The sequence below is a fragment of the Mesorhizobium sp. P2_B11 genome, assembly GCF_056404855.1.
On sequence record NZ_JBFUDF010000003.1, the window covers coordinates 95,409 to 121,994 of the forward strand.

At 63.1% G+C, this 26,586-nt stretch carries 22 protein-coding genes; 17 read left to right on the forward strand and 5 right to left on the reverse strand.

The window, feature by feature from the left end; genetic code table 11:
- Positions 1-5: 5 nt before the first annotated feature.
- Entirely contained in the window at positions 6-1,154 is a 1,149-nt protein-coding gene (gene dgoD / locus AC1DYJ_RS09060) for a galactonate dehydratase (protein ID WP_477280299.1), read from the reverse strand.
- A 7-nt stretch (positions 1,155-1,161) separates the two neighbouring features.
- Positions 1,162-1,851 (reverse strand): FadR/GntR family transcriptional regulator, encoded by a 690-nt coding sequence (locus tag AC1DYJ_RS09065; protein ID WP_477281691.1) that lies wholly within the window; start codon positions 1,849-1,851, stop codon positions 1,162-1,164.
- Between the two features lie 255 nt (positions 1,852-2,106).
- Here AC1DYJ_RS09065 and AC1DYJ_RS09070 point away from each other — a divergent pair, with 255 nt between their 5' ends.
- The 4 genes from AC1DYJ_RS09070 (at position 2,107) to AC1DYJ_RS09085 (ending at position 6,443) form a co-directional block, all read left to right on the forward strand.
- Positions 2,107-3,096 (forward strand): arabinose ABC transporter substrate-binding protein, encoded by a 990-nt coding sequence (locus tag AC1DYJ_RS09070; protein ID WP_477280300.1) that lies wholly within the window; start codon positions 2,107-2,109, stop codon positions 3,094-3,096.
- A gap of 69 nt (positions 3,097-3,165) precedes the next feature.
- On the forward strand, positions 3,166-4,677 hold the full coding sequence (gene araG / locus AC1DYJ_RS09075; RefSeq protein WP_477280301.1) for an L-arabinose ABC transporter ATP-binding protein AraG: 1,512 nt from the start codon (positions 3,166-3,168) through the stop codon (positions 4,675-4,677).
- An 11-nt stretch (positions 4,678-4,688) separates the two neighbouring features.
- Positions 4,689-5,639 carry an L-arabinose ABC transporter permease AraH gene (gene araH, locus AC1DYJ_RS09080; protein ID WP_477280302.1) on the forward strand — a complete coding sequence of 317 codons (951 nt, stop codon included), beginning with the start codon at positions 4,689-4,691 and terminating at the stop codon, positions 5,637-5,639.
- Between the two features lie 24 nt (positions 5,640-5,663).
- Complete coding sequence (locus AC1DYJ_RS09085) at positions 5,664-6,443, forward strand: SDR family oxidoreductase (RefSeq protein WP_477280303.1); 780 nt, start codon at positions 5,664-5,666, stop codon at positions 6,441-6,443.
- Between the two features lie 40 nt (positions 6,444-6,483).
- Here AC1DYJ_RS09085 and AC1DYJ_RS09090 read toward each other — a convergent pair whose 3' ends face one another.
- On the reverse strand, positions 6,484-7,431 hold the full coding sequence (locus AC1DYJ_RS09090) for a GlxA family transcriptional regulator (RefSeq protein ID WP_477280304.1): 948 nt from the start codon (positions 7,429-7,431) through the stop codon (positions 6,484-6,486).
- 87 nt (positions 7,432-7,518) lie between these two features.
- Here AC1DYJ_RS09090 and AC1DYJ_RS09095 point away from each other — a divergent pair, with 87 nt between their 5' ends.
- The 7 genes from AC1DYJ_RS09095 (at position 7,519) to AC1DYJ_RS09125 (ending at position 14,647) form a co-directional block, all read left to right on the forward strand.
- Positions 7,519-8,226, forward strand: a complete 708-nt coding sequence (locus AC1DYJ_RS09095; protein ID WP_477280305.1) for a DJ-1/PfpI family protein — start codon at positions 7,519-7,521, stop codon at positions 8,224-8,226.
- Positions 8,227-8,347: 121 nt separating this feature from the next.
- Positions 8,348-9,082 (forward strand): FadR/GntR family transcriptional regulator, encoded by a 735-nt coding sequence (locus AC1DYJ_RS09100; RefSeq protein ID WP_477280306.1) that lies wholly within the window; start codon positions 8,348-8,350, stop codon positions 9,080-9,082.
- The gene (locus tag AC1DYJ_RS09105) at positions 9,079-10,275 is read left to right on the forward strand and encodes a PLP-dependent transferase (RefSeq protein WP_477280307.1); all 1,197 of its coding nucleotides are present in this window, start codon (positions 9,079-9,081) and stop codon (positions 10,273-10,275) included. Before AC1DYJ_RS09100 ends, AC1DYJ_RS09105 begins: the two co-directional genes overlap by 4 nt.
- A 26-nt stretch (positions 10,276-10,301) precedes the next feature.
- Positions 10,302-11,579 (forward strand): ABC transporter substrate-binding protein, encoded by a 1,278-nt coding sequence (locus AC1DYJ_RS09110; RefSeq protein WP_477280308.1) that lies wholly within the window; start codon positions 10,302-10,304, stop codon positions 11,577-11,579.
- Between the two features lie 225 nt (positions 11,580-11,804).
- Positions 11,805-12,728 carry a carbohydrate ABC transporter permease gene (locus tag AC1DYJ_RS09115; protein WP_477280309.1) on the forward strand — a complete coding sequence of 308 codons (924 nt, stop codon included), beginning with the start codon at positions 11,805-11,807 and terminating at the stop codon, positions 12,726-12,728.
- Positions 12,728-13,576 (forward strand): carbohydrate ABC transporter permease, encoded by an 849-nt coding sequence (locus AC1DYJ_RS09120; protein WP_477280310.1) that lies wholly within the window; start codon positions 12,728-12,730, stop codon positions 13,574-13,576. Before AC1DYJ_RS09115 ends, AC1DYJ_RS09120 begins: the two co-directional genes overlap by 1 nt.
- Positions 13,577-13,579: 3 nt before the next feature.
- Positions 13,580-14,647: an ABC transporter ATP-binding protein gene (locus tag AC1DYJ_RS09125; RefSeq protein WP_477280311.1), complete on the forward strand. Its 1,068-nt coding sequence runs from the start codon at positions 13,580-13,582 to the stop codon at positions 14,645-14,647.
- A 26-nt stretch (positions 14,648-14,673) separates the two neighbouring features.
- Here the strand turns inward: AC1DYJ_RS09125 and AC1DYJ_RS09130 are convergent, their stop codons facing one another.
- Entirely contained in the window at positions 14,674-15,549 is an 876-nt protein-coding gene (locus AC1DYJ_RS09130; protein ID WP_477280312.1) for an AraC family ligand binding domain-containing protein, read from the reverse strand.
- A gap of 214 nt (positions 15,550-15,763) precedes the next feature.
- Here AC1DYJ_RS09130 and melA (AC1DYJ_RS09135) point away from each other — a divergent pair, with 214 nt between their 5' ends.
- The 6 genes from melA (AC1DYJ_RS09135) to melA (AC1DYJ_RS09160) all read left to right on the forward strand — a co-directional run bounded on the left by melA (AC1DYJ_RS09135) (position 15,764) and on the right by melA (AC1DYJ_RS09160) (position 24,727).
- Positions 15,764-17,230 carry an alpha-galactosidase gene (melA, locus tag AC1DYJ_RS09135; protein ID WP_477280313.1) on the forward strand — a complete coding sequence of 489 codons (1,467 nt, stop codon included), beginning with the start codon at positions 15,764-15,766 and terminating at the stop codon, positions 17,228-17,230.
- Between the two features lie 96 nt (positions 17,231-17,326).
- Positions 17,327-19,411: an ABC transporter substrate-binding protein gene (locus AC1DYJ_RS09140; protein ID WP_477280314.1), complete on the forward strand. Its 2,085-nt coding sequence runs from the start codon at positions 17,327-17,329 to the stop codon at positions 19,409-19,411.
- 101 nt (positions 19,412-19,512) lie between these two features.
- Positions 19,513-20,520: an ABC transporter permease gene (locus AC1DYJ_RS09145; protein WP_477280315.1), complete on the forward strand. Its 1,008-nt coding sequence runs from the start codon at positions 19,513-19,515 to the stop codon at positions 20,518-20,520.
- Positions 20,521-21,657: an ABC transporter permease gene (locus AC1DYJ_RS09150; RefSeq protein WP_477280316.1), complete on the forward strand. Its 1,137-nt coding sequence runs from the start codon at positions 20,521-20,523 to the stop codon at positions 21,655-21,657.
- Positions 21,658-21,667: 10 nt separating this feature from the next.
- Positions 21,668-23,335 (forward strand): ABC transporter ATP-binding protein, encoded by a 1,668-nt coding sequence (locus AC1DYJ_RS09155; RefSeq protein WP_477280317.1) that lies wholly within the window; start codon positions 21,668-21,670, stop codon positions 23,333-23,335.
- A 21-nt stretch (positions 23,336-23,356) separates the two neighbouring features.
- The gene (melA, locus tag AC1DYJ_RS09160; RefSeq protein ID WP_477280318.1) at positions 23,357-24,727 is read left to right on the forward strand and encodes an alpha-galactosidase; all 1,371 of its coding nucleotides are present in this window, start codon (positions 23,357-23,359) and stop codon (positions 24,725-24,727) included.
- Between the two features lie 27 nt (positions 24,728-24,754).
- On the opposite strand, the gene AC1DYJ_RS09165 is transcribed toward melA (AC1DYJ_RS09160), so the two are convergent.
- The gene (locus AC1DYJ_RS09165) at positions 24,755-26,401 is read right to left on the reverse strand and encodes an acetolactate synthase large subunit (protein WP_477280319.1); all 1,647 of its coding nucleotides are present in this window, start codon (positions 26,399-26,401) and stop codon (positions 24,755-24,757) included.
- Positions 26,402-26,586 lie beyond the last annotated feature (185 nt).

Below are 26,586 nucleotides of genomic sequence, written 5' to 3' on the forward strand. Positions count from 1 at the left end.
GCGCTTCACCACTCCGCGAACGAACCGTCCTTATGACGCCAGATCGGGTTGCGCCAGCGGTGGCCCTCCTTGGCGTGTTCCTTGACGTAGTCTTCGTCGATCTCGACACCGAGGCCGGGGCCATCGGGGATGGCGACATAGCCGTCCTCGTAACGGAAGACGTCCTTGTTGGCGGCGTAGTCGAGCAGATCGTTGGCGGCGTTGTAGTGGATGCCGAGGCTCTGCTCCTGGATGAAGCAGTTGTAGCTGACGGCGTCGAGCTGCAGGCAGGCTGCCAGCGCGATCGGGCCGAGCGGACAGTGGGGGGCAACCGCGATGTCATAGGCTTCGGCCATGGCCGCGATCTTGCGGCATTCGGTGATGCCGCCGGCATGCGACAGATCGGGCTGGATGATGTCGACAGCGCCTTGCTCGAACACCGACTTGAAATCCCAGCGGCTGTAGAGCCGCTCGCCGAGCGCGATCGGCGTCGAGCCAAGGGCGGCGATCTCTTTCAACGCCTCGCGGTTTTCGCTCAGCACCGGCTCCTCGATGAACATCAGCCGGTAGGGCTCCAACTCCTTGACCAGCATGCGCGCCATCGGCCGGTGCACGCGGCCGTGGAAATCGACGGCGATGCCGATATTGGGGCCGACAGCTTCGCGCACCATGGCGACACGCTCGACGGCGGCATCGATCTTGTCGTGGCTGTCGACGATCTGCAGTTCCTCGGTGCCGTTCATCTTCAGCGCCTGGAAACCGCGCGCAACCACTTCCCTGGCGCCATCGGCGACTTCCGCCGGCCGGTCGCCGCCGATCCAGGAATAGACTTTTATGGTGTCGCGCAATTTACCGCCGAGCAGTTCGTGCACGGGAACGCCGAGCGCCTTGCCCTTGATGTCCCACAGCGCCTGGTCGATGCCGGCAATGGCGCTCATCAGGATCGGGCCGCCACGGTAGAAGCCGCCGCGATGCATCACCGTCCAATGGTCCTCGATCAGGCGCGGGTCCTTGCCGATGAGATAGTCGGCGAGTTCGTTGACCGCCGCCTCGACGGTCAGCGCCCGGCCTTCGACGACAGGCTCGCCCCAGCCGGTGACGCCGGCATCGGTCTCGATCTTCAGGAACAGCCAGCGCGGCGGGACGATGTAGGTGGTGAGCGAGGTGATTTTCATGCTGGTCTCAGTTGTTCTTGAGTTTCTTGGCGCTGAGGAGATCGCGCGCTGCAAGGTCGAGAATCTTGCTTGCCGCCGCGCGCGCCGCAGGGGCGTCGCGCATGCGCAAGGCCTCTACCACCTCGCGATGCGCAGCGACCGCTTCCATGCGCCGTTCGAGCGAAATCGTGGCCGACGCCTCCAGCGAGAATTTCAGCCCGGTGTCGATCAGATTGCCGATCTGGCGGAAGATCGGATTGTGGCTCGCGGCATAGACGATCTGGTGGAAGGTGACATCGGAGCGCGAGAAGGCGGCGGCGTCCTCACCGGCGTCGGCCATGCCGCGCCAAGCGGCTTCGAGATCGGCGACCTCCTGCAGCGTCGCGCGGGTGGCGGCGAGTTCGGCAACCAGCGGTTCAATGGCGCGGCGGGTCTCGAGGATGGCGTCGAACAGCTTGTCGTCCAGCGCATGCGGCGCATGCCAGGCCAGCACTTGCGGGTCGATGATGTTCCAGTTGTCCTGTTCACATACAACCGTGCCGATGCGAGGGCGCGACAGCACCAGCCCTTTGGCGGCCAGCACCTTCAGCGCTTCGCGGATGACGGTTCGGCTCACGCCATATTCGACGCCGAGTTCGTTTTCGGTCGGCAGAGATGAGCCGGCCGGATAGCGTCCGGAAAAGATGTCGGAGGCGATGGCCTTGATCACGTCGGGCATGACGCGCGGGCGGCGGGTGGGCGTATCGCCCTGCAGCTTTTTAGACGTCTCGGTCACCTCAGCCCTCCTCCAAGGCGGCGAACCCGCTGTTTCGCGCAACCGGCCCGGCCTTACCGGATGCGGATCAATTGCGCCAGCGATCTCTGGTCAGAGCATGTAGCTTAATTATCATACCAGATCAATTGACGAGTATGATAAAAAGAACTAGAGACTCTGCATCCGGGCTGAGCGCCCGGCCATCGCTGGGAGGTAATCATGCGACTCTTAAAGACCGCGCTCGTCGCGGGCGCGCTTGCCGTGCTGTCCGTCACGACCATCGCTGCATATGCTCAGGACACCAAGATCGGTTTCATCGTCAAACAGCCGGAAGAGCCCTGGTTCCAGGACGAATGGAAGTTCGCCGACCAGGCCGCCAAGGAAAAAGGTTTCACCCTCGTCAAGATCGGCGCCGAGGACGGTGAGAAGCTGATGTCGGCCATCGACAATCTCGGCGCGCAGGGCGCGCAGGGCTTCATCGTCTGCACGCCTGATGTGAAGCTCGGCCCCGGCATCGTCGCCAAGGCGGCCGCCAACAATCTCAAGCTGATGACCGTTGACGACCGCCTGGTCGGGGCTGACGGCAAGGCGCTGGAAGACGTGCCGCATATGGGCATTTCGGCGACCAAGATCGGCGAGGCCGTCGGCCAGGCCATCGTCGACGAAATGAAGGCACGCGGCTGGAAGGCCGACGAGGTCGGCGCGATCCGCGTCTCCTATGACCAGCTGCCGACCGCCGTCGATCGCGTCGAAGGCGCCATTTCGGTGCTGAAGGCAAATGGCTTCAAGGCCGAGAACATCTTTGATGCGCCGCAGGCCAAGACCGACACCGAGGCCGCGCTCAACGCTGCAACGGTGGTGCTCAACGCCCATGCCGATGTCAAGAAATGGGTCGCCTTCGGCCTCAATGACGAAGCCGTGCTGGGCGCAGTGCGTGCTTCCGAAAGCGTCGGCATTCCGGCTGAAAACGTGATCGGCGTCGGCATTGGCGGCGCGGATTCGGCGATCAACGAGTTCAAGAAGCCGACCGCCACCGGCTTTGTCGGCACGGTGATCATCTCGCCGAAGCGTCACGGCTATGAGACGGCGCTCAACATGTATGACTGGGTCGCCAACAACAAGGAACCCGAGAAGCTGATCCTGACCGCCGGTGCGCTCGCCAAGCGCGACGACTACCAGACGGTCCGCAAGGGTCTCGGCATCGAATAATCCTCCCTGTACAAACAGGCGGCGGCTTGATGTCGCCGCCTGTTTGGCATCACGCAGAAGGATCGACCCGTGTCCTTTCTCGACTTCTCGCACATCACCAAGACCTATCCGGGCGTCAAGGCGCTGTCGGACGTCTCGTTCGGCGTCGACAAGGGCGCCGTGCACGGCCTGATGGGCGAGAACGGCGCCGGCAAATCCACACTGATCAAGATCCTGTCCGGCGACCAGCATGCCGATGAGGGCGAGATCCGCATCGACGGCAAGGTCCAGGCCTATGCATCGACAAGGGACGCCTTCGACAACGGCGTCATCGTCATCCACCAGGAACTGCAGCTCGTTCCCGAACTGACGGTTGCCGAAAACCTCAGCCTCGGCCGTTTTCCCGCCAGCGCCGGCATCATCGCCCGCGCCAGGATGCGGGACGATGTAGGCGCCAAGCTGAAATCGGCGGGCATCGACATTGACATCAGCCGCAAGGTCAAGACGCTGTCGATAGGCGAGCGCCAGATGGTCGAGATCGCCAAGGCGATCATGCTCGACGCGCGTGTCATCGCGCTGGACGAACCGACGTCGTCGCTGTCTTCGCGTGAAAGCGAAATCCTGTTTGCGCTGATCGACCGGCTGCGCGGCGAAGGCAAGGTCATCATCTACGTCTCGCATCGGCTGGATGAAGTGTTCCGGCTCTGCGACAGCCTGACCGTGCTGCGCGACGGCAAGCTCGCGGCGCATCACGCTTCGCTGAAAGATGTCACGCGCGATCAGGTCGTCGCTGAAATGGTCGGCCGCGAAATCTCCGACATCTGGGGATTTCGCCCGCGCTCATCCGGCAATGTCCGGCTGAAGGTCGACGCTGTCGCCGGCGCAAAACTGAAGACGCCGGCGAGCTTCGAGGCGAGGGCAGGCGAGATCGTCGGCTTCTTCGGCCTGATCGGCGCCGGGCGCTCCGAACTGATGCGGCTGGTGTTTGGCGCCGACCCGCGTTCGGGCGGCACGATCAGCGTCGATGGCAAAATCGTTCATGCCGCCGATCCACATGACGCGATCCGCGCCGGCATTGTGCTGTGCTCGGAAGACCGCAAGCATGACGGCATCATCCAGGGCCGTTCGATCGAGGAGAACATCAACATCTCCTCGCGGCGCCATCACACCCGCTTCGGCGTCTTGAACCGCGCCGCCGAGATCGCCACAGCGGAAACCTTCATCAAGAAGCTCAAGGTGCGCACGCCGTCGCGCAAGCAGGACATCATCAACCTGTCCGGCGGCAACCAGCAGAAGGTCATTCTTGGCCGCTGGCTGTCGGAGCAGGGCGTGCGCGTGCTGATCATCGACGAGCCGACGCGCGGCATCGATGTCGGCGCCAAGGCGGAAATCTACGAGCTGCTCTACCAGCTTGCCGAGGACGGCATGGCGATCGTCGTCGTCTCGTCCGAACTGCCGGAGGTGATGGGCATTTGCGACCGCATCCTGGTGATGTGCGGCGGCCGCATCAGCGCCGAACTTGCCCGCGACCAGTTCGCCGAAAAGGCAATCCTGGCTGCCGCTCTTCCCGATACCAAAACCCCTGACGCGATCGCATCCTGAGGATCTTTGCCATGACCGATCAGTTGAAGAAAATCCTGCTCGGCGAACAGGGCCTCGTCGTCATCTTCATCGTCGCCTTCGCGCTGGTGTCGTTGCTGGTGCCGAACTTCCTCACCGACCGCAACATGCTCGGCCTTTTGCAATCAGTCGTCACCGTCGGCATCGTCGCCTGCACCATGATGTTCTGCCTCGCCGCGCGCGACTTCGACCTGTCGGTCGGCTCCATCGTCGCCTTTGCCGGCATGGTCGCGGTGATGGCGTCGAACTACACCGGCTCGATCATGCTCGGCCTTCTCGCGGCCATCGCTTGCGGCGCGTTGGTCGGTTTCATCAACGGCGTCGTGATCGCCAAATTCCACATCAATGCGCTGATCACGACGCTGGCCACCATGCAGATCGTGCGCGGCTTTGCCCTGATTGCGTCAGACGGCCGCGCGGTCGGCATCAACAGCCCGGATTTCTATCAGCTGGCGCTGTCGAAACTGCTCGGCATTCCGACGCCGGTCTGGGTATTGGCCGTGCTGTTCTGCATCTTCGGCTTCGTCTTGAACCGTACCGTTTTCGGCAAGAACACGCTGGCCATCGGCGGCAATCCCGAGGCGTCGCGCCTTGCCGGCGTCAATGTCGACTGGACGCGCATCTGGATCTTCGCGCTGCAAGGCGTGGTCTGCGGCATTGCCGGCATCCTTCTGGCCTCGCGCATCACGTCGGGCCAGCCCAATGCGGCGGTCGGGCTCGAGCTTTCGGTCATCTCGGCCTGCGTACTCGGCGGCGTCTCGCTCGCCGGCGGCCGCGCCACCATGTCGGGCGTCATCGTCGGCGTGCTGATCATGGGCATCGCCGAAAACGCCATGAACCTGCTCAACATCCCGGCCTTCTACCAGTACATTGTGCGCGGCGTGATCCTGCTGCTTGCCGTGCTGCTCGACAATCTGCGTTCGTCGGCACTGGGCCGGCGCTGACAATCTTCCAGTGGAGTGACAGCCATGGCTGAGCGCCTGTCCGGCAAACGCATTTTCCTGACCGGCGCCGCGCAAGGCATCGGGCTTGCCATTGCGCAGGCCTGTCTGGCCGAGGGGGCAAAGCTGTTCCTGGTCGATCGCGAAGGCGCTTTGTTGGACAAGACGGTGGCCGGCCTTGACGCGTCGCGTGGGCATATCGGACACGTTGCGGCCGACATCAGCGATGGCGCCGCGATTGCCGCCGCCGTCAGCCAAGCGGCCGACGCTATCGGCCCCATCAACGCACTGATCAACAATGCCGGGGTGAATGTGTTCTCCACGCCGCTCGAGGCGACCGAGGAGGAGTGGAATCGCAATTTCGACGTCAACGTCAAAGGCGCCTGGAATTGCAGCAAGGCGGTGCTGCCGGGCATGATCGCAAGCGGTGGCGGGGCAATCCTCAACATCGCTTCGACGCACAGCTTCACCATCATTCCGCACACCTTTCCCTATCCCGTCGCCAAGCACGCGCTGCTCGGGCTGACCAAATCGCTGGCGCTCGAATATGCGGGGCAAGGCGTGCGCGTGAATGCGCTGGCGCCCGGCTATGTCGAGACACAGAAGGCGACCGACTACTGGAACAGCTTTGCCGACCCTGCGGCGGCGCGCGCCAAGACGCTGGCGCTGCATCCGGGCGGCCGCATCGCCTCGGCGCGCGAGATCGCGCTGGCTGCCGTGTTCATGATTTCCGACGAGTGCCCGTTCATGAACGCGGCCACCCTCGTCGTCGATGGCGGGCTCAGCCAGCTGCAGCATCCCGCCTGAACGCTAAGGGGCCTGCGCGACACGGCGCGAGCAGTCGCGATCAGAAACGCTCGCGATAGGCGCGCGGGTTGGTGCCCAGCACGCGCAGAAAGCCGCGCCGCATCGTTTCCTCCGAGCCGAAACCGCAGCGGCGTGCCGTCTGGTTGACCGGCTGGCCGCGCTCGAGCATCCGGCGCGCCGCCTCGATACGGATCTCCTCGATCGCGCGCGCCGGTGTCCGGCCGGTGGCCTCGCGGTAGCGGCGCGAAAAACTGCGCGGGCTCATATTGGCGTGGTCGGCCAGTTGCGTCAGCGACAGGTCGCTTGCCAGATTTTCGAGGATCCAGCCATGCAGCCGGTCGAAGCGCCCGTCGCCTTGCTGCAGCTTGAGGGTCTGGCTGAATTGCGCCTGGCCGCCGGGACGTTTCAGGAAGACCACCAGCTCGCGCGCCACCGCCAGTGCCGTGTGCCGGCCAAGGTCGGCCTCGACGAGTGAGAGGGCGAGATCGATACCCGCCGTTACGCCGGCCGACGTCCAGACATTACCGTCACGGATGAAGATCGGGTCTGGTTCGAGGCGGACCGCGGGAAAGCGCCGGGCGAACTCCGCGCAGCGTCCCCAGTGGGTCACGGCGCGACGCCCGTCGAGCAGGCCCGCCTGCGCCAGCAGCATGGCGCCGCTGCAGACGGAAGCGGTTCGCGTTGCATCGCGCGAGCGGCGGGCGATCCACTGGACCAGCACGGGGTCGTCGCAGGCCGCGTTGACGCCCCATCCGCCAGGCACGACCAGCGTGTCTATCTGACCTCCGTGGGGCGGCAGCGCTGCTGCCTCTAGCACGAGACCGGCCGATGTCCGGATCCGCGGCGATGCGGCGACGAGCGTGACCTCGTAGGGCGCCGGCTCGCCGGCCTGCCGCTTGAAGTCGTTGGCGCTGGCAAAGACCTGAAGTGGTCCGCTGACATCGAGGAGCTGAATGTCGGGATAGGCAAGCACTTCGATACGGCGCATCGGGTTTGGCCTGAAACGAGGGGTGAATGGCAATCGTGCCAAACCATGATGGCCTAGATTGCCGGAAGTCAACCCACGGAGATTTCCATGACCCTTCGTTTCGGCATCCTCGTATTCCCCAACGTCCAGCAGCTCGACCTCACCGGTCCCTACGAAGTCATGGCTTCGGCCAAGGGTGTAGAGGTGGAATTGATCTGGAAGGATCGCAACCCGGTGATGTCATCGACACGGCTGTCGCTTACCCCGACGGCGACCTTCGACGATTGCCCGCCGCTCGACGTGCTGTGCATTCCAGGCGGCGGCGGGGTCAACCCGCTGCTGGAGGACCAGGCAGTCCTCGATTTCGTCTGGGAGCGCGCGGCGCAGGTGCGCTACATCACCTCGGTCTGCAGCGGCGCCCTGGTGCTCGGCGCGGCCGGGCTGCTCAGGGGCAAGCGGGCGACGACGCACTGGTATGCGCATGATTTCCTTGAGGAGTTCGGGGCGATCCCGGTCGATGAGCGTATCGTCGAGGACGGCAAGCTGATCACCGCCGGCGGCGTCACCTCCGGCATCGATTTCGGTCTGGCGCTGGTTGCAAGGCTGCTCGGGCAGGAAGAGGCTGAGATCGTGCAGCTTTCGCTCGAATATGCTCCGGCACCTCCGTTCCAGTCGGGCACGCCTGCCGAGGCTTCGCCTGCCGTGCTTGCGCAGGCAAAGGTGCGCCTCTCTGGTTCGAGACGGGTTCGCGAGGAGATGTTCGCGCGCTGGCGCGCCGCCCGCGCGGCTGTCGAACTCGTGCGCATCCACGGCTGAAGCAGCTGGGCCGAAGGCGAATATCCCCGGCCTTCGGCCCTGCCGCGTTTCCCTGTTGACAGCTCCTGTCATTCATGCAGAAATTGGTTGGACCATTGGACCACTTTCTGTGATTGCCAGCGTGACCGAATTCAGCCTTCCGCCCATCCAGACGACTGCGCGCGACGACGCGGTGCTGAAGGCATTGGCCGGTTTCGTCATGCGCGAAAAGCTGGAGCCCGGCGAGCGGCTGCCGACCGAACGCATCCTGGCCGAGCAGCTCAAGGTCAGCCGCAACACGGTGCGCGAGGCGCTGACACGCTGGGAAGGGCTTGGCCTGGTCGAGCGCCGGCAGGGCTCGGGTACCTATCTCAAGGCCGCGGTTTCGCTCGATATGCTGCACATGCCGCTGACGCTTGCCGGCGGCAATGATTTTACCGGCCTGATGCGCACGCTGGAGATTCGCCGGGCGCTAGAGGCGGAAGCCGCAGCCCTTTGCGCCATTCGCGCCGACGAGGACGACCTCGCCGAGATCGAGCGCAAGCTCGACATCATGGAAGACGCCTTCAAGATGCGCGCCGGCATGTCGTCGGAGGAGGACTGGGAGTTCCACCAGGCGATCTATCGCGCCTCCGGCAATCCGCTGTTCGAGCAAATCATCGCTGCCATGCACGAACTGTTTCACCGCTTCTGGGAGCATCCGCTCGGCGTGCGCGATTTCGGCCATGCCAGCTTTCCCTACCACCGCACCATCTTCAATTGCATCGCMGCGCACGACCCGGAAGGCGCCCGGGCCGAAGCGCTGAAGCTGATCGCTACCGTCGAGGACGATCTGAAGCGCGGTGCCGCCAACCTCAAACTTTCGGACCGCAAATGAACGAGCACGGCTTCGACCAGGGCACTTTCGGCAGCGACTATCTCGCCGAGGCGGCGACGCTTCTAGCGCATGATGATCCGTTCCCTGGCAATGCCGTGGTACCGCCGATCTACCAGACCTCGCTGTTCACCTTCGGCAGCTATGCCGAGATGGCCGACACGTTTGCCGGCCGCAGGAAGCAGCCGATCTATTCGCGCGGCGACAATCCGACGGTGATGGAATTCGAGTCACGTGTCGCCGCCCTCGAAGGTGCGGAAGCCGCGCGCGGCTTTTCCAGCGGCATGGCGGCGATCAGTGCCACACTGCTGGCCTTTGTCGGCGCCGGCGAGCGCATCGTTGCGGTGCGCAACTGCTATGGCGACGCCTACCGGCTGTTCGAGCGGCTGTTCCCGCGCTTGCACATCAAGGTCGACTATGTCGACGGCTCCGATCCGGATGCGGTCGCGGCGGCACTGCCGGGCGCCAAACTGCTTTATCTGGAAAGCCCCACATCGATGATGTTCGAGCTGCAGGATCTCGAGCATCTGACGCGGCTGGCGAAAGAGCAGGGCATCGTCACCACCATCGACAATTCCTGGGCAACGCCGGTGTTCCAGAAACCGATCCTGCACGGCGTCGATCTGGTGCTGCATTCGGCCTCGAAATATCTCGGCGGCCACAGCGACACCGTTGCCGGTGTGGTGGCGGGCTCGGCCGCCCACATCAAGCACATCAACGACCAGACCTATTCGCAGCTTGGCGCCAAGCTGTCGCCCTTCGAAGGCTGGCTGCTGCTGCGCGGCCTGCGCACGCTGCCGCTCAGGCTGCCGCATCATATGAAGAGCGGGCTCACCATCGCCGAGCGGCTGAAGGCGCATGACAAGGTCGAGCGGGTCAATCATCCCGCCTATTCCAACCATCCCGGCAAGAAGACACTTGCCGGCTATGCCGGGCTGTTCTCGTTCGAGGTGACGGAGGATGTCGACATTCCCGCTTTCGTCGATGCGCTGAAATTCTTCCGCATCGGCGTCAGCTGGGGCGGTCACGAAAGCCTGGTCGTGCCGGCAAAAGCCTCGCTCGAGCAGACGCCGGGTCTCAATTCGATGGCGCGCTTCGGCGTCAGCCCCCGAACCATCCGCTTCAATGTCGGATTGGAAAGCGTCGAAGACCTCTGGGCCGACATCGCCCAGGCCTTCGACAAAGCAAAAAAATAACTGGGTTCAAAATGGGAGTTCTGAACATGAAAAGACTGAGCATCATGCTTGCCACCGCTGCCGGCCTGGCAATTTCCGCCAGCGGCGCATTGGCCGACACCACACTCAAGCTGGTCGAGGTCATCACCAGCCCGCAGCGCACCGAATTTTTGAAGAAACAGATCGCCGAGTTCGAAGCCGCCAATGCGGGCGTCAAGGTCGAGGTGGTCTCGCTGCCCTGGGGCCAGGCCTTCGAGAAATTCCTGACCATGGTGCAGGCCGGCGACACGCCCGACATTGTCGAGATGCCGGAGCGCTGGATGGGCCTCTATGCCACCAACGGCCAGCTCGAGGATCTCGGCCCCTACATGGCCAAGTGGGACGACGCCAAGACACTCGGCGAGCGCGCCAAGCAGTTCGGCTCGACCGTCAACAACACCCAGTTCATGATCCCCTACGGCTACTATGTGAACGCGCTGTTCTGGAACAAGAAGCTGTTCAAGGAAGCCGGTCTCGACGGCCCGCCGGCGACGCTCGACGACTTCATCGCCGACTCCAAGAAGATCTCGGCCATTCCCGGCAAATATGGCTATTGCCTGCGCGGTGGACCGGGCGCCTTCAACGGCATGCACATGTTTATGAACATCGCCCAGGGCAAGGGCGGCTATTTCAACGAGGACGGCACCTCGACCATGAACGAGGAAGGCTCGGTCAAGGGCCTGCAGATGCTGGCCGACATGTACAAGGATGGACTGGCGCCGAAGGATGCGGTGAGCTGGGGCTTCAACGAGACCGTCACCGGCTTCTATTCTGGCACCTGCGCCATGCTCAACCAGGATCCGGATGCGCTGATCGGCATTGCCGACAAGATGAGCGCCGACGATTTTGCCGTGGCGCCGCTGCCGGTCGGGCCAAGCGGCAAGTCCTATCCGACGCTGGGCTATGCCGGCTGGGCGATGTTCGCCAATTCGCAGCACAAGGACGATGCCTGGAAGCTGATGGCGACGCTGTTGTCGCCCAAGGACAATCTGGAATGGGCCAAGGAAGTCGGCGTCGTGCCGATCCACAACGGCGCCGACCAGGATGCCCATTTCAAGACCGAGCAGTTCAAGGGCTGGTTCACCGAGCTCAGCGACACCTCCAAATATGAAATGGTGACGCCGCCGACACATCTCGAAAATCTCGGCAATTTCGTCGACCAGGTGGCGATCAAGAACTTCCAGGAAGTGCTGCTCGGCCAGAAGTCGGCCAAGGAGGCGGCCGACGCATGGGCCGCGTTCCTGACCAAGGAACAGCAGGACTGGATGGCCAAGAACAAGAAGTAGGCCTTCTTCCTTCTCCCCGTCACTATACGGGGAGAAGTTGGCCCGGAAGGGCCGGATGAGGGGCAGCGCAAGCACCCCAAGGCTGGCGCTGCCCCTCATCTGCCTGCCCGTCCTCCGCGGCAGCTGCGCTGCAGCTACGGAGGGTGGACCGGCATCTTTCCCCGTGAGCGGGGAGGACGCTTGTCGCCAATCCCGGCGCTCCTCCAGGAGACGAATTAGCACCCGATGACCTATGCCGTGTCCGAAATACGATCCGCAGGCCGGCCGCGAAAGAAGCGGCTGACGCATGCCGCCATCGAGCCCTGGCTTTATCTCTCGCCGGCGATCGTGCTTCTGGTCGTGGTGCTGCTGGTGCCGCTGATCATCGGCATCAGCTATTCCTTCCGCAAATTCTCCGCCTTCAAGTCCGAATATGTCGGCCTCGGCCAGTACGAGGCGATGCTGTCCGACCAGGTGCTGGGGCAGGCGCTGGTCAACACGCTGTGGTGGACCGTCGCCAGCCTGTTCTTCCAGTTCTTCCTCGGGCTTGGTCTCGCGCTGCTGCTGGACAAACCGTTCTATGGCCGCAAGTTCGTGCAGGCTGTGGTGTTCCTGCCCTGGGCGGTGCCGTCCTTCCTGTCGGGCCTGACCTGGGCGTGGCTGTTCAACCCGATCATCGGGCCGCTGCCGCACTGGCTGTTCGCACTTGGGTTGAAGGCCGAGCCGACCAATGTGCTGTCGGATCCGGCCACTGCCATGTGGGGGCCGATCGTCGCCAACATCTGGTTCGGCATTCCGTTTTTCGCCATCACGCTCTTGGCGGCGCTGAAGTCGATCCCGTCGGAGCTGCATGAGGCAGCCGCCATAGACGGCGCCTCGCCATGGCAACGCTTCACCAAGGTGACGTTGCCGTTCCTGGCGCCGACCATCGTCATCACCGTCATGCTGCGCACGATCTGGATCGCCACCTTCGCCGACCTGATCTTCGTCATGACCGAAGGCGGGCCGGCGGGATCGACCAGCACCGTGCCGGTCTACATCTATGTCAGCGCCTTCAAGTCGCTGGACAAGGGCTATGCCTCGGCGGTGGCGGTGCTGCTCTTGGTCCTGCTCATCGCCTATGCGATTGCGCTGATCGCAATTCGTCGCTTGCTGGTGAGGCACGTCTGATGATCGCCGGTCGCTCCACCTCATCGCGCATTTTCAGCGGCATCGGCCTCTACGCGGCGATCGCCGCCTACATGATCTTCGCTCTGTTCCCGATCTTCTGGACGCTGAAGATTTCGGTGACGCCGGAGCGGCTGCTCTATTCCGAGGGCATCACGCTGTGGCCCTCGGAAACGACGCTGCGCAACTTCATCACTGTGCTCGAAGCCTCTGATTTCCCGCGCTATTTCCTCAACAGCGTCATCGTCTCGGTGTCGACAGCGGCATTCGTCACCGTCATCGCCACGCTCGCCGGCTATGCCATGTCGCGCTTTACCTTTCGCGGCAAGGCGACGCTAGCGATTATGCTTTTGCTGACGCAAACTTTCCCGCTGGTGATGGTGATACCACCGATCTACCGCGTCATGGGCGAGCTCGGCCTGACCAACAGCCTGGTCGGCCTGATCATCATCTACACCGCCTTCAACACGGCGTTCGCCACCTTCCTGATGCAGTCCTTCTTCGACGGCATTCCGAAGGACCTCGAAGAGGCGGCGATGATCGATGGCTGCACGCGGGCGCAAGCGATGCGCAAGGTGATCGTGCCGCTGACCTTGCCCGGCATGGGCGCCACGCTCGGCTTCGTCTTTACCGCAGCCTGGAGCGAATTGCTGTTTGCGCTGATGCTGATCTCCAGCGACGACCAGAAGACCTTCGCCGTCGGCCTGCTCACCTATATCGGCAAGTTCGCCGTCGACTGGGGGCAGATGATGGCGGCGTCGATCCTGGCGCTGATCCCGGTCTGCATCTTCTTCGCCTTCCTGCAACGCTATCTCGTCACCGGCCTCACCGCCGGCGCGGTCAAAGGATAATCGATGGCTTCCGTCACGCTGCAAAACGTCGAGAAGGATTACGGGTCGCTGCGCATTCTGCACGGCGTCGATCTCGAAATCGCCGATGGCGAGTTCGTCGTGCTGGTCGGCCCGTCCGGTTGCGGCAAGTCGACCTTGCTGCGCATGATCGCCGGGCTGGAGGAAGTGTCCGGCGGTGAAATCCGCATCGGCGAACGGCTGGTCAACGATGTCGCGCCGAAGGACCGCGACATCGCCATGGTGTTCCAGTCCTATGCGCTCTATCCGCATATGGATGTGTCATCGAATATGGGCTTCAGCCTGCTCTTGAAGAAGGCGGAGAAGACGACGATCGACGGCAGGGTAGGGGCGGCCGCCAAGCGGCTCGGCCTCGACAGTTTTCTGGGCCGCCTGCCGCGGCAATTGTCGGGCGGCCAACGCCAACGCGTCGCCATGGGCCGCGCCATTGTGCGCGATCCCAAAGTGTTTTTGTTCGACGAGCCGCTCAGCAATCTCGACGCCAAACTGCGCGTGCATATGCGCGCCGAGATCAAGGCGCTGCACCAGCAGCTGAAAACCACTTCGGTCTATGTCACGCACGACCAGATCGAAGCCATGACCATGGCCGACCGTATCGTCGTCATGCATGACGGCTACGTCCAGCAGGTCGGCCATCCGCTCGAACTCTACGATCGGCCGGTCAACACCTTCGTCGCCGGTTTCATCGGCTCGCCCGGCATGAATTTTCTGCCGGCGACAGTCGCCAAGGGCGGCAAGGTGGATGCGGTGCTGGCCGATGGCCAGAAGCTGAGATTGCCAGACGGTCTGCCGCTCAAGGATGGTGACAAGCTGACCGTCGGGTTGCGGCCGGAACACATCCAGCTCGTGGACGATGGTCCGCTCAAGGCTGAGGTCGAAGTGGTTGAGCCGCTCGGCCTGTCGACGCAGTTCTATGTCAGGTTCGCGGGGCAGCTGGTCTGCGTCTTCGTCATGGGGCGCAGCACCATCCGACCGGGCGATACGGTGCGGCTGTCGGCCGATCCGGCAGCGCTGCATCTGTTCGATCCGGAGAGCGGCAACCGCATCGGCTGACAGTCGCCTGAAGCCGGCAACCAATCCTACCGGTTGGTGCCCAGGCTGGCATACATGCCGGTGGTGCGGAACTGCGTCGGGTTGATGCCGTAGAGCCGGCGGAAGACTTTCGAGAAATAGTTGGCGTCCTCGAAGCCGCATAATATGGCGACCTCCTTGACCGGCAGGAAGTCGGCCTTGGTCAGCAGCTTTGCCGCCCGCTGCAGCCGCTGCTGCAGCACGAATTCGGCCGGCGGGATGCCTTCGCTTTCGGCGAAGCAGCGTGAGAAATGCGCGCGGCTGAGGCCGCTGATTTGCACCAGATCGGCCACCGGCAGCGGCTTGTCGAGATTGGCGTTGATATGGTCGATGACCGGCTGCATGGCGCTCTGCTTTTCGGTGAAGGCGTGCGAGCCGAAGACATCGTCGTAGAGCGCCATCGCCGCCTCATAGGCGATCGCCGAAGCAGATCCGGGCGAAGCGCCACCCTTGATCAGGCGCAGGCTGCAATCGGCGAGATGATCGATCGTCTCCGGCTGCAGCCGGAGCACCGGACCTGAGACGCTGAGAATGGATTTGTGGATGCGCAGCGCCTCCTCGCCATTCATCGAGATCCAGAAATATTCCCAGCGGTCGCCTTTCTCCAGCCAGTAGCGGTGGTTGTGCGGTACCAGCACCAGCAGCGTGTCGTTGGCCTGCAGGCGGTAGTTGCGGTTTTCGTAGCGCAGCTGGCCGGTGCCGCTGATCGTGTGCTGGAGCACGGTGAACGGTGTCTGGCCGCGCTTGCGCCCATCCCAGTCGTAGGTCACGCCCTCGCGCACCTCATAGCCGGTACTGGTCGGCATGGCGTGCAGGCGCTGGCGGCCGCGCGGCAGCGAGATGGTCCGCATCAACTGTCCGTTGGCGATCAGATCACGCAGCACAAAATTACCCTCGAAAGCATAATCGTTCTCTGGCCGTGCCCGCGAATAACGGCATAATCCAAATCCTGAGAACGCGAAAGACCCGCGGTCGAGGAGCGGGCGGGAGGAGAAAGAGCCGGAATTCCGGCTTCAATGGCATGCGCGCCAATGGCGTGCGGCCATGCGCTCCTCCTTTGCTCCTTGCCTGGCATTCGATTGGACCCGAGGTAAGGTGATGAGTTTCAAAATCGCTATTATTGGCGCCGGCAGCGTCGGCTTCACCAAAAAGCTGTTCACCGACATTTTGTGCGTTCCGGAATTCGCCGACATTGAATTCGCGCTGACCGATCTCAGCGAGCACAATCTCGGGATGATCAAGGCGATCCTCGACCGCATCGTCGAGGCCAACGGGCTGCCGACAAAAGTCACGGCGACGACGGACCGTCGCAAGGCACTGGAAGGCGCGCGCTATGTCATCAGCTGCGTGCGGGTCGGCGGGCTCGAGGCCTATGCCGACGATATCCGCATTCCCTTGAAATACGGCATCGACCAGTGCGTCGGCGATACGATCTGCGCGGGCGGCATCCTCTATGGCCAGCGCAACATCCCGGTCATCCTCGACTTCTGCAAAGACATCTTGGAGGTTGCAGAGCCGGGCGCCAAATTCCTCAACTATGCCAACCCGATGGCGATGAACACCTGGGCGGCGATCGAATACGGCAAGGTCGACACCGTCGGCCTCTGCCACGGCGTCCAGCACGGCGCCGCACAGATCGCCGAAGTGCTCGGCGCCAAGTCGCATGGCGAACTCGACTATGTCTGCTCCGGCATCAATCACCAGACCTGGTTCATCGATCTGCGGCTCAACGGCCGCAGAATAGGCAAGGATGAGCTGATCGCCGCCTTCGAGGCGCATCCGGTGTACTCGCAGCAGGAAAAGCTGCGCATCGATGTGCTGAAGCGTTTTGGCGTCTATTCGACCGAAAGCAACGGCCATCTCTCCGAATATCTGCCCTGGTACCGCAAGCGGCCGGACGAAATCACCCGCTGGATCGACATGTCCGACTGGATCCATGGTGAGACTGGCGGCTACCTCCGCTATTCCACCGAAACGCGCAACTGGTTCGAGACGGAGTATCCGCAATTCCTCGAAGCGGCGTCGCAGCCGATCGATCCGGCCAAGCGCTCCAACGAGCACGCCAGCCGAATCCTCGAAGCGCTGGAGACCAACCGCGTCTATCGCGGCCATTTCAACGTCAAGAACACCGGCATCATCACCAACCTGCCGCAGGACGCCATCATCGAGTCGCCCGGCTTCGTGGATCGCTTCGGCATCAACATGGCGTCCGGCATCACACTGCCGGAAGCCTGTGCTGCCACCTGCATGGCCTCGATCAACGTCCAACGCATGTCTGTGCATGCTGCGATATCGGGCGACATCGACCTGTTGAAGCTCGCCGTGCTGCACGATCCGCTGGTGGGTGCCGTGTCGACGCCGGAAGAGGTCTGGCAGATGGTCGACGAGATGGTCGTCGCCCAGGCGCGCTGGCTGCCGCAATATGCCGATGCCGTGCCGGCAGCGCAGGAGCGGCTTTCCAAATCGAAGGTCAAGACCCGCGACTGGGCGGGTGCGGCGCGGCGCAATGTGCGCTCGATCGAGGAATTGCGCGCCGAAAAGACGGCACTGAAACAGGCCGGCTGAAATGCTTGCAGGCGAACCGCGGGAGGCCGGTTCGCCGATCAGCCGTCGTGAAGTGATGCAGGCAGCAGCAGACGTCGAAACATCTGGGAGGACACGATGAGGAACTTTCGCAGAATTGGCATTCTCGCCGGCCTGGCGCTAAGCGTCTCGGCCTTGGCGTTCAGCGCATACGCATCCGAGCCGACCACGCCGCCGGTACCGGCGCAGTTTCCCGCCGAGGGCAAGATCAAATACGTCGCCCGCGATTCCATCCTGGAATTCAAGGCTCTGCCCGAATATCACGAGCCTGACTGGGTTACCGAGAAATACGTCAAGACCGGCAAGCTGCCGCCGGTCAAGGATCGCCTGCCGAAGGAGCCGCTGGTGTACAAGACCGGCAACATGCCGGACGGCATCGGCGTGTACGGCGACACCATGCGCCACGTCATCGGCGGCCGGCCGGAAGGCTGGAACTATGGCGCCGGCCAGACGCAAGGCTGGGGCGGCATCGACATCGGCCTTTCCGAATGCCTGACGCGCACCGCGCCCTTGTTCCAGGTCGAGGCCAAGGACACGGAGCCGCTGCCGAATCTGGCCAAGAGCTGGGAGTGGTCGAAGGATGGCCACAAGCTGACGATGCATCTGATCGAAGGTGCCAAATGGTCCGATGGCGTTGCGTTCAATGCCGACGATCTGATGTTCTACTGGGATGACGAGGTCGTCGATCCCAATGTCTCGCCGCTGAACGGCGCCACGCAGGAAACTTTCGGCGTCGGCACGACGCTGAAGAAGATCGACGACTACACCGTCGAGTGGACCTTCAAGGAGGCTTTCCCAAAGCAGTATCTCTACGCCATGGCCTACGGCACCTTCTGCCCCGGTCCGTCGCACATTTTGAAGCCGCAGCACCCGAAATATTCGAAGAACACCTATGAGCAGTTCAAGAACGCCTTCCCGCCGGAATATATGAACATACCGGTGATGGGCGCCTGGGTGCCGGTGGAGTACAGGCCCGACGACATCATCGTCATGCGCCGCAACCCCTACTACTGGAAGGTCGACGAGAAGGGCAACCAGCTGCCCTACCTCAACGAGCTGCACTACAAGCTGTCGACATGGGCCGACCGCGACGTCCAGGCGGTGGCGGGCGCTGCCGACTTCTCCAATCTCGAACAGCCGGAGAATTTCGTCGCTTCGCTGAAGCGGGCGGCGGACAAGGATGCGCCGGCCCGTCTCGCCTTCGGCCCGCGCCTGATCGGCTACAATCTGCGCATGAACTTTTCCGCCAATGGCTGGGGCAATCCGGACGAACGCGGCCAGGCGATCCGCGAGCTGAACCGCAATGAGGATTTCCGCAAGGGCGTCACCATGGCGCTCGATCGCAAGGCGCTCGGCGACTCGCTGGTCAAGGGTCCGTTCAACGCCATCTATCCCGGCGGCTTTTCCTCCGGCACCTCGTTCTATGACCGCAATTCGACCGTCTACTATCCGTTCGATCTGGAAGGCGCCAAGGCCGAACTCGCCAAGGCAGGGCTCAAGGACACCGACGGTGACGGCTTCGTCAATTTCCCCGCAGGCACCGCCGGCGGCAAGAATGTCGAGATCGTCATGCTGGTCAACAACGACTACACCACCGACAAGAGCCTGGCGGAGGGCGTCGTCGGCCAGATGGAAAAGCTCGGCATTCGTGTCGTGCTCAACAGCCTCAATGGCACCCAGCGCGACGCCGCGCAATATTCCGGCCGCTTCGACTGGCTGGTGCGCCGCAACGATCAGGAACTGACCGCCGTTGTGCAGAACACCGAGCAGCTCGCGCCGGTCGGACCGAAGACCAGCTGGAACCATCGCGCGCCGGAAAGCGGCGTGGTCGACCTGATGCCGTTCGAAAAGGAGCTTGTCGACATCGTCAACAAGTTCGTCTCCAGCCAGGACAATGACGAGCGCGCCAGCCTGATGAAGACGTTCCAGAAGATCTCGACCGAGCATGTCTACAATGTCGGGCTGACCGAATATCCCGGCGCCCTGATCCTCAACAAGCGCTTCTCCAACGTCCCGCAAGGAACGCCGATCTTCATGTTCAACTGGGCCGAGGATTCGATCGTGCGCGAGCGGTTGTTCGTCGCCGCCGACAAGCAGCAGAAATACGAACTCTTCCCCGAGCAGCTTCCTGGCAAGCCCGGCGAAAAGGGTCCGACAAACTGAGTTACCTCCCCTGGCTGACTCCCGGCCGCGCTGCGCGCGCGGCCGGGATGGAGTAAGGTCAGCGGCAGACAATCCTTAACCTGCAACAAGGAGGCGAGACGGTGCTGCGATTCCTGGCCATGCGCATAGCATCGGCAATACCGGTTCTCGTCATTTTGAGCCTGGTCACCTTTGCCATCATCCAGGCGCCGCCAGGCGACTATGCCGACTACATCCGCTCGCAGCTCATCAACCAGGGCGGCGCGTCCTTTGCCGAGGCGGATGCGCAGGCGCAGGCATACCGGGTCGAACACGGTCTCGATAAGCCTTTGCCGGTCCAGTATCTGAACTGGGTCGCGGGCATCGTCACCCGCGGCGATTTCGGTTACAGCCTCTATTACAACAAGCCGGTCGCCGACGTCGTGGGCGAACGTCTGCCACGCACGCTGCTGCTGGCGCTGGTCTGCCATCTGCTCGCTTCGGTGCTCGGCATCACCTTCGGGATATGGGCGGCGACCCGGCAATACACCTGGATCGACACGACGCTGTCGGCCATCTCCTTCCTCGGCATGACCGTGCCGCGCTTCCTGATGGCGCTGATCATCGTCTATCTCATGGTCTTCCAGTTCAACGTGTCGGAGATCGGCAGCTTCTTCTCGCCGCAATATGGCGGCGCGCCGTGGTCGTGGGCGAAATTCGCCGACCTCGTCCGGCATGTCTGGCCGGTGGTGGCGATCGCCACTTTTGGCGGGCTCGCCTACAATATGCGCGTCATGCGCGGCAATCTGCTCGATACGCTGAACGCCCAATATGTCGAGACCGCCAAGGCCAAGGGCTTGACCGGCGGCGCCGTCGTCATGCGCCATGCCGTGCCCAACGCGCTGCACCCGCTCATCATGTATCAGGGCGTGGTGCTGCCCTACATGCTGACCGGCGAGATCGAGACGGCGATCATCTTCACGCTGCCGACGGTCGGGCCGGCCATTGTCGGTTCGATGGCGGTCGGCGACGTCTATGTCACGGCGACCTTCATGATGGTGCTGTCGGCGACGCTGATCGTCGGCAACATCATTGCCGACATGCTGCTTGCGCTGCTCGACCCGCGCGTGCGCCAGTTCGGGGAGAGCTAGATGCTGGCGCGCGACCCATCCCCGCCGCCGCTGCCGGCCGAAGCAATCGCGGTTGCGACCCCGCGCGGCAATGAGAGCTACATGGCGCTGGTCTGGCGCCGGCTGCGGCGCTCCTGGACCGGCATGGCCGGGCTGATCCTGGTTGTGCTTCTGGTGGTGATGGCGCTGTTTGCCGATTTCTTCGCGCCGATGGACCCCAAGGTGACCGATGTCGCTTTCGCCCCACCGCAAGTGATGAGCTTCCACGACAAGGACGGCAATTTCGTTTGGCAGCCGCGGGTCTATGCACTGGCGGATTCAGCTGACCTCGACCCGGTCACCTTCCAGCCGGTCGTTGGGCCGGATTACGAGCATCCGCGCCTGCTCGGCTTTTTCGTGAAAGGCGCCGAGTACCGGTTGCTCGGGCTGATCCCCGCCAACCGGCATTTCTTCGCCTCGACCGACGGCCTGCCGGTGCATTTCCTCGGCACCGACAAGTTCGGCCGGGACGTGCTGTCGCGCGCCATCCAGGGCTCGCGTGTCTCGCTGATGATCGCGCTCACGGTCGTGTTCATCATCACCGTCATCGGCACCACGGTCGGCATGGTGTCAGGCTATTTCGGCGGCCGTTTCGACGTCTGGGTGCAGCGCTTCGTCGAGCTGGTGCTCGCCTTCCCGCAATTGCCGCTTTATCTGGCGCTGACGACGCTGATCCCGGTGACCGCGCCGACCAACGTCTTCCTCGCCTTCGTCATCATCGTGATGTCGGCACTGGGCTGGGCGCAGATGTCGCGCGAGGTGCGCGGCAAGACTTTGGCGCTGGCGCGGATCGACTATGTGCGCGCCGCCATGGCAGTCGGCGCCACCGACATGCGCATCATCATGCAGCACATTTTCCCCAATGTGATGAGCCACGTCATCGTCGCCGTGACGATTGCGATCCCGACGGTGGTGCTGCTCGAAGCCTTTCTCGGTTTCCTCGGCTTCGCGGTGAAGCCGCCGCTGATCTCGTGGGGGCTGATGCTGCAGGACACCGCGACCTATTCGGTCATCGGCACCTATCCCTGGATCCTGTCGCCGGTCGGCTTCGTGCTGATCACCGTGTTTGCCTTCAACGCGCTGGGCGACGGCCTGCGCGATGCCGTCGATCCCTATTGAGGTGGCCGGAATGACCGTCGCGCTCGCACAATCCTTCGCACCCGCCGTCCGGCTCGACCATGCCGATCGCCACGACCAGCCGATCATCGATGCCCGCAACGTCGAGGTCGCCTTCAAGGTCGAGCACGGTGTCGTCGAGGCGGTGAAGGACGTCTCGTTCCAGCTTTATCGCGGCGAGACCATCGCGATCGTCGGCGAGTCCGGCTCTGGCAAGTCGGTGACGGCGCGTACCGTCATGGGGCTGTTGTCGAAGCGGGCGACCGTCTCTGCGAAATCAACCGTCGACTATTGTGGGCAGGACATACTGAAGTTTCCGGAGAGCGCCCGGCGCAAGCTGCGCGGCAACCGCATCTCGATGATTTTCCAGGAGCCGATGAGCTCGCTCAACCCGATCTACACGGTCGGCAGCCAGATCGTCGAGGCGATCCGGGTGCATCGCAAGGTGAGCCGCAAGCAGGCCTGGGCGCGGGCGCTCGAATTGCTGCGGCATGTCCAGATCCCCGAGCCGGAAGCACGTATCAAGCAGTATCCGCACCAGATGTCGGGGGGGCAGCGCCAGCGGGTGATGATCGCCATGGCGCTCGCCAATGATCCCGATGTGCTGATTGCCGACGAGCCGACGACCGCGCTCGACGTCACCGTGCAGGCGCAGATCCTCAACCTGATCCGCAATCTGCAAAAAGAGCTCAGGATGGCGGTCATCCTGATCACCCACGACCTCACCGTGGTGCGCAAATTCTCCGACTATGTCTATGTCATGCAGCATGGCGAGATGTGCGAGCACAATGTCACCGAGCGGCTGTTCGCCGATCCGCAGCATTCCTACACCAAACGGCTGCTCGCCTCCGAGCCGCACGGCAAGCCGCAGCCGCTGCCGGAAAACAGCGGCACCATCCTCGAGGCTCGCGACATGCGCGTCTCATTCATGCTGCGCCATGGCTCGTTCCTGAAACCGGACTGGCGCGAGTTGGTCGCCGTCGACAATCTCGGCCTGAAACTTTGCCGCCACGAAACGCTGGGGCTGGTCGGCGAATCCGGCTCCGGCAAGACCACGTTCGGTCTCGCTTTGCTCAAACTCACCGATGCCAAGCGCGGCGAGATCAGCTTCGACGGCCAGCCGATCCAGGGCCTGTCGCGCGCCGAGATGCGGCCGCTGCGCTCACGCATGCAGGTTGTCTTCCAGGATCCGTTCTCGTCGCTCAACCCGCGCATGACGATCGGCCAGATCATCGAGGAAGGGCTGGTCGTCAACAGGTTGGGCGCGACACGGCGCGAGCGGGTCGAGCGGGTGCGCGACGCGCTGGTCAGCGCCGGCATGCCCGGCGATATCCTTTCGCGCTTTCCGCACGAATTTTCCGGCGGCCAACGGCAGCGCATTGCGATCGCGCGTGCCATAGCGCTCGAGCCCGAATTCATCCTGCTCGACGAGCCGACATCGGCGCTCGACCTTTCGGTGCAGGCGCAGATCATCGATCTGTTGCGCAAGCTGCAGGACGAACGCGGCCTGAGCTATCTCTTCATCTCGCACGACCTCAAGGTGGTGCGCGCACTCTGCCATCGCGTCATCGTCATGCAGAACGGCAAGATCGTCGAACAGGGACCCGTCGACGAGGTCCTCACCAATCCCAAGACCGCCTACACCGAACGGCTCGTCAGGGCCGCCTTCGACGTGGCGTAGAACAGTGCCGGAGGTTTAGAAGTGGCAAGACATCCCAGGATCACCTTCATCGGCGCGGGCTCGACCGTGTTCATGAAGAACATTGTCGGCGACGTGCTGCAGCGGCCGTCGCTGTCTGGCGCGACGATCGCGTTGATGGACATCAATCCGCAGCGGCTGGAAGAGAGCGCCATCGTCGTCAACAAGCTGATTGCGACGCTCGGCGTGAAGGCGAAGGCCGAGACTTATTCAGATCAGCGCAAGGCGCTTGCCGGCGCCGATTTCGTCGTCGTCGCTTTCCAGATCGGTGGCTATGAACCTTGCACCGTCACCGATTTCGAGGTGCCGAAGAAATACGGCCTGCGCCAGACCATTGCGGACACGCTCGGCGTCGGCGGCATCATGCGCGGCTTAAGGACCGTGCCGCATCTGTGGAAGATCTGCGAGGACATGCTGGCCGTCTGTCCAGAGGCGATCATGCTGCAATACGTCAACCCGATGGCGATCAACACCTGGGCGATTTCAGAGAAATACCCCAGCATTAAGCAGGTCGGCCTTTGCCATTCGGTGCAAGGCACGGCGATGGAACTGGCGCACGATCTCGACATTCCCTACGAGGAGATCCGCTATCGCTCGGCCGGCATCAACCACATGGCGTTCTATCTGAAGTTCGAGCATCGCCAGGCCGACGGCACCTACCGCAACCTCTATCCGGACCTCGTCCGCGCCTATCGCGAGGGCAGGGCGCCGAAGCCCGGCTGGAATCCGCGCTGCCCCAACAAGGTGCGCTACGAGATGCTGACGCGGCTCGGCTACTTCGTCACCGAAAGCTCCGAGCATTTCGCCGAATACACGCCCTATTTCATCAAGGAGGGGCGCCCCGACCTGATCGAGAAATTCGGCATTCCACTCGATGAATATCCAAAACGCTGCATCGAGCAGATCGAGCGCTGGAAGGGACAGGCCGAGGCCTATCGCTCGGCCGACCGCATCGAGGTCGAGCAGTCGAAGGAATACGCCTCCTCGATCATGAATTCGGTGTGGACCGGCGAGCCGTCGGTGATCTACGGCAATGTCCGCAACAATGGCTGCATCACCTCGCTGCCGGACAATTGCGCAGCCGAGGTTCCATGCCTGGTCGACGCCTCCGGCATCCAGCCGACCTATATTGGCGAGTTGCCGCCGCAGCTCACCGCGCTGATCCGCACCAACATCAACGTACAGGAACTGACCGTGCAGGCGCTGATGACGGAGAACCGCGAGCACATCTACCACGCCGCAATGATGGACCCGCACACGGCGGCCGAACTCGACCTCGACCAGATCTGGTCGCTGGTCGATGAGCTGCTCGCGGCGCATGGCGACTGGCTGCCGGCCTGGGCGCGTGGGAGCGCCAAAGTCCGGGCCGCCTGACCACTGCAGCGATCTCTTGCTCCGGCGTCAAGTTTGCGGTGGCGCCGGTAGCCGGTGGCGCAGTTCTTCGACCAGGACACGCTCGTTCTCCGAATAGTCGATCGGAACGACGACGAGATGGACGCCGCCGGCGGTGAACGCACTTTCGAGCGTCGGCTTGAGGTCGGCGATGGCGCCGACCCTGGTGCCCTTGGCTCCATAGGCTTCTGCATATTTGACGAAATCAGGGTTGCCGAAGGTCATGCCGAAATCGGGAAAGGCGTCGACCGCTTGCTTCCAGCGGATCATGCCGAACGCATGGTCCTCGATGATCAGCACGACCAGATTGAGCTTGAGCCTGACGGCGGTTTCCAGCTCCTGGCTGTTCATCATGAAGCCGCCATCGCCGCAGATCGCCATGACGCGGCGGCCGGGATAGAGCATCGCCGCCGTCATCGCCGAGGGCAGGCCTGCGCCCATCGTGGCCAGCGCATTGTCGAGCAGCAGCGTGTTGGCGACGCGGGTGCGGTAATTGCGGGCGAACCAGATCTTGTACATGCCGTTGTCGAGAGCCAGGATGCCGTCGGCCGGCATCACCTCACGGATATCGTGGACCAGACGCTGTGGCGTAAAACGGTCCTCGGTGGCGCGCGCGGCGATGCGGCTCAAAATGCCTTCGCGCAGCGGCAGCAGCGCCTGTGCGTTGGGGATCTTGCCCTCGATACGATCGGCAAGCAGCCTGAGCGAAGCGCCGATGTCGCCGATCACCTCGGTCTGCGGGAAATAGACCTGCTCGACATTGGCCGGCTGGTAGCCGACATGGATGACCTTCGGTCCCTTGTCGCCCATGATGAAGGGCGGCTTCTCGATCGTGTCGTGGCCGATGGTGATGATGAGGTCGGCCTGTTCTATCGCCTCATGCACATAGTCGCGCTCGGACAGTGCTGCCGTGCCCATGTAGAGCTCGGTGCCGCCGGGCACCGTTCCCTTGCCCATCTGCGTGGTGAAATAGGGAATGCCGGTCCTGATCACGAACTGGGCGAGGTCCGAGGTCGAGCGCGGCCGCGAGGCGGCGGCGCCCAGCATCGCCAGCGGACGCTGTGCCTTGATGATCATCTCGGCGGCGCGATCGAGCGCCAGCGGGCTCGCCAGCGGCAGCTCGACCGGATGCGGCGGGATCAGCGCGACATCGTCGCATTCCTCGGCCGCGATGTCTTCGGGCAGTTCCAGATGCACCGGCCCCGGACGCTCTTCCTCGGCAATGCGGAAGGCTTCCCGCACCACGGCAGGTATCGTGCGCGGCGAGATGATCTGGCGCGACAGTTTGGTCAGCGGCTTCATCGCCGCGACGATGTCGACAATCTGGAAGCGGGCCTGACGCGACGAGCGGATGCCCTTCTGCCCGGTGATCATGATCATAGGCATGGCGCCCAGCAGCGCATAGGCCGCGCCGGTTGTCAGGTTCAGGGCGCCTGGCCCGAGCGTGGTGATGCAGACACCGGGCTTGCCGGTGAGCCTGCCATGGGTGGCGGCCATGAAGGCTGCTGCCTGCTCATGCCGGGTCAGGATGAGCTGGATGGACGATTTGCGGATGGATTCCACGACATCGAGGTTTTCTTCGCCCGGAATGCCGAAGATGCGATCGACGCCCTCATTCTCGAGGGCGGCAACAAGCAGGTCAGAACCTTTGGGCACGAAGCATCTCCTGGGCAAGCGGCGGACCGCGTCGGATATGATCAGACATAGTGCTGACAAAGCCCTACCGCGAGGCGCAACTGCCGCCAACGTCGTTTTGCGCTTACAGACCGTTCGGTTTCTCGCAGCCTGAGACCAGCGGGCGTTTCGGGCAAACGGAAAAAAATTCCCTAGGGATGGCGCTA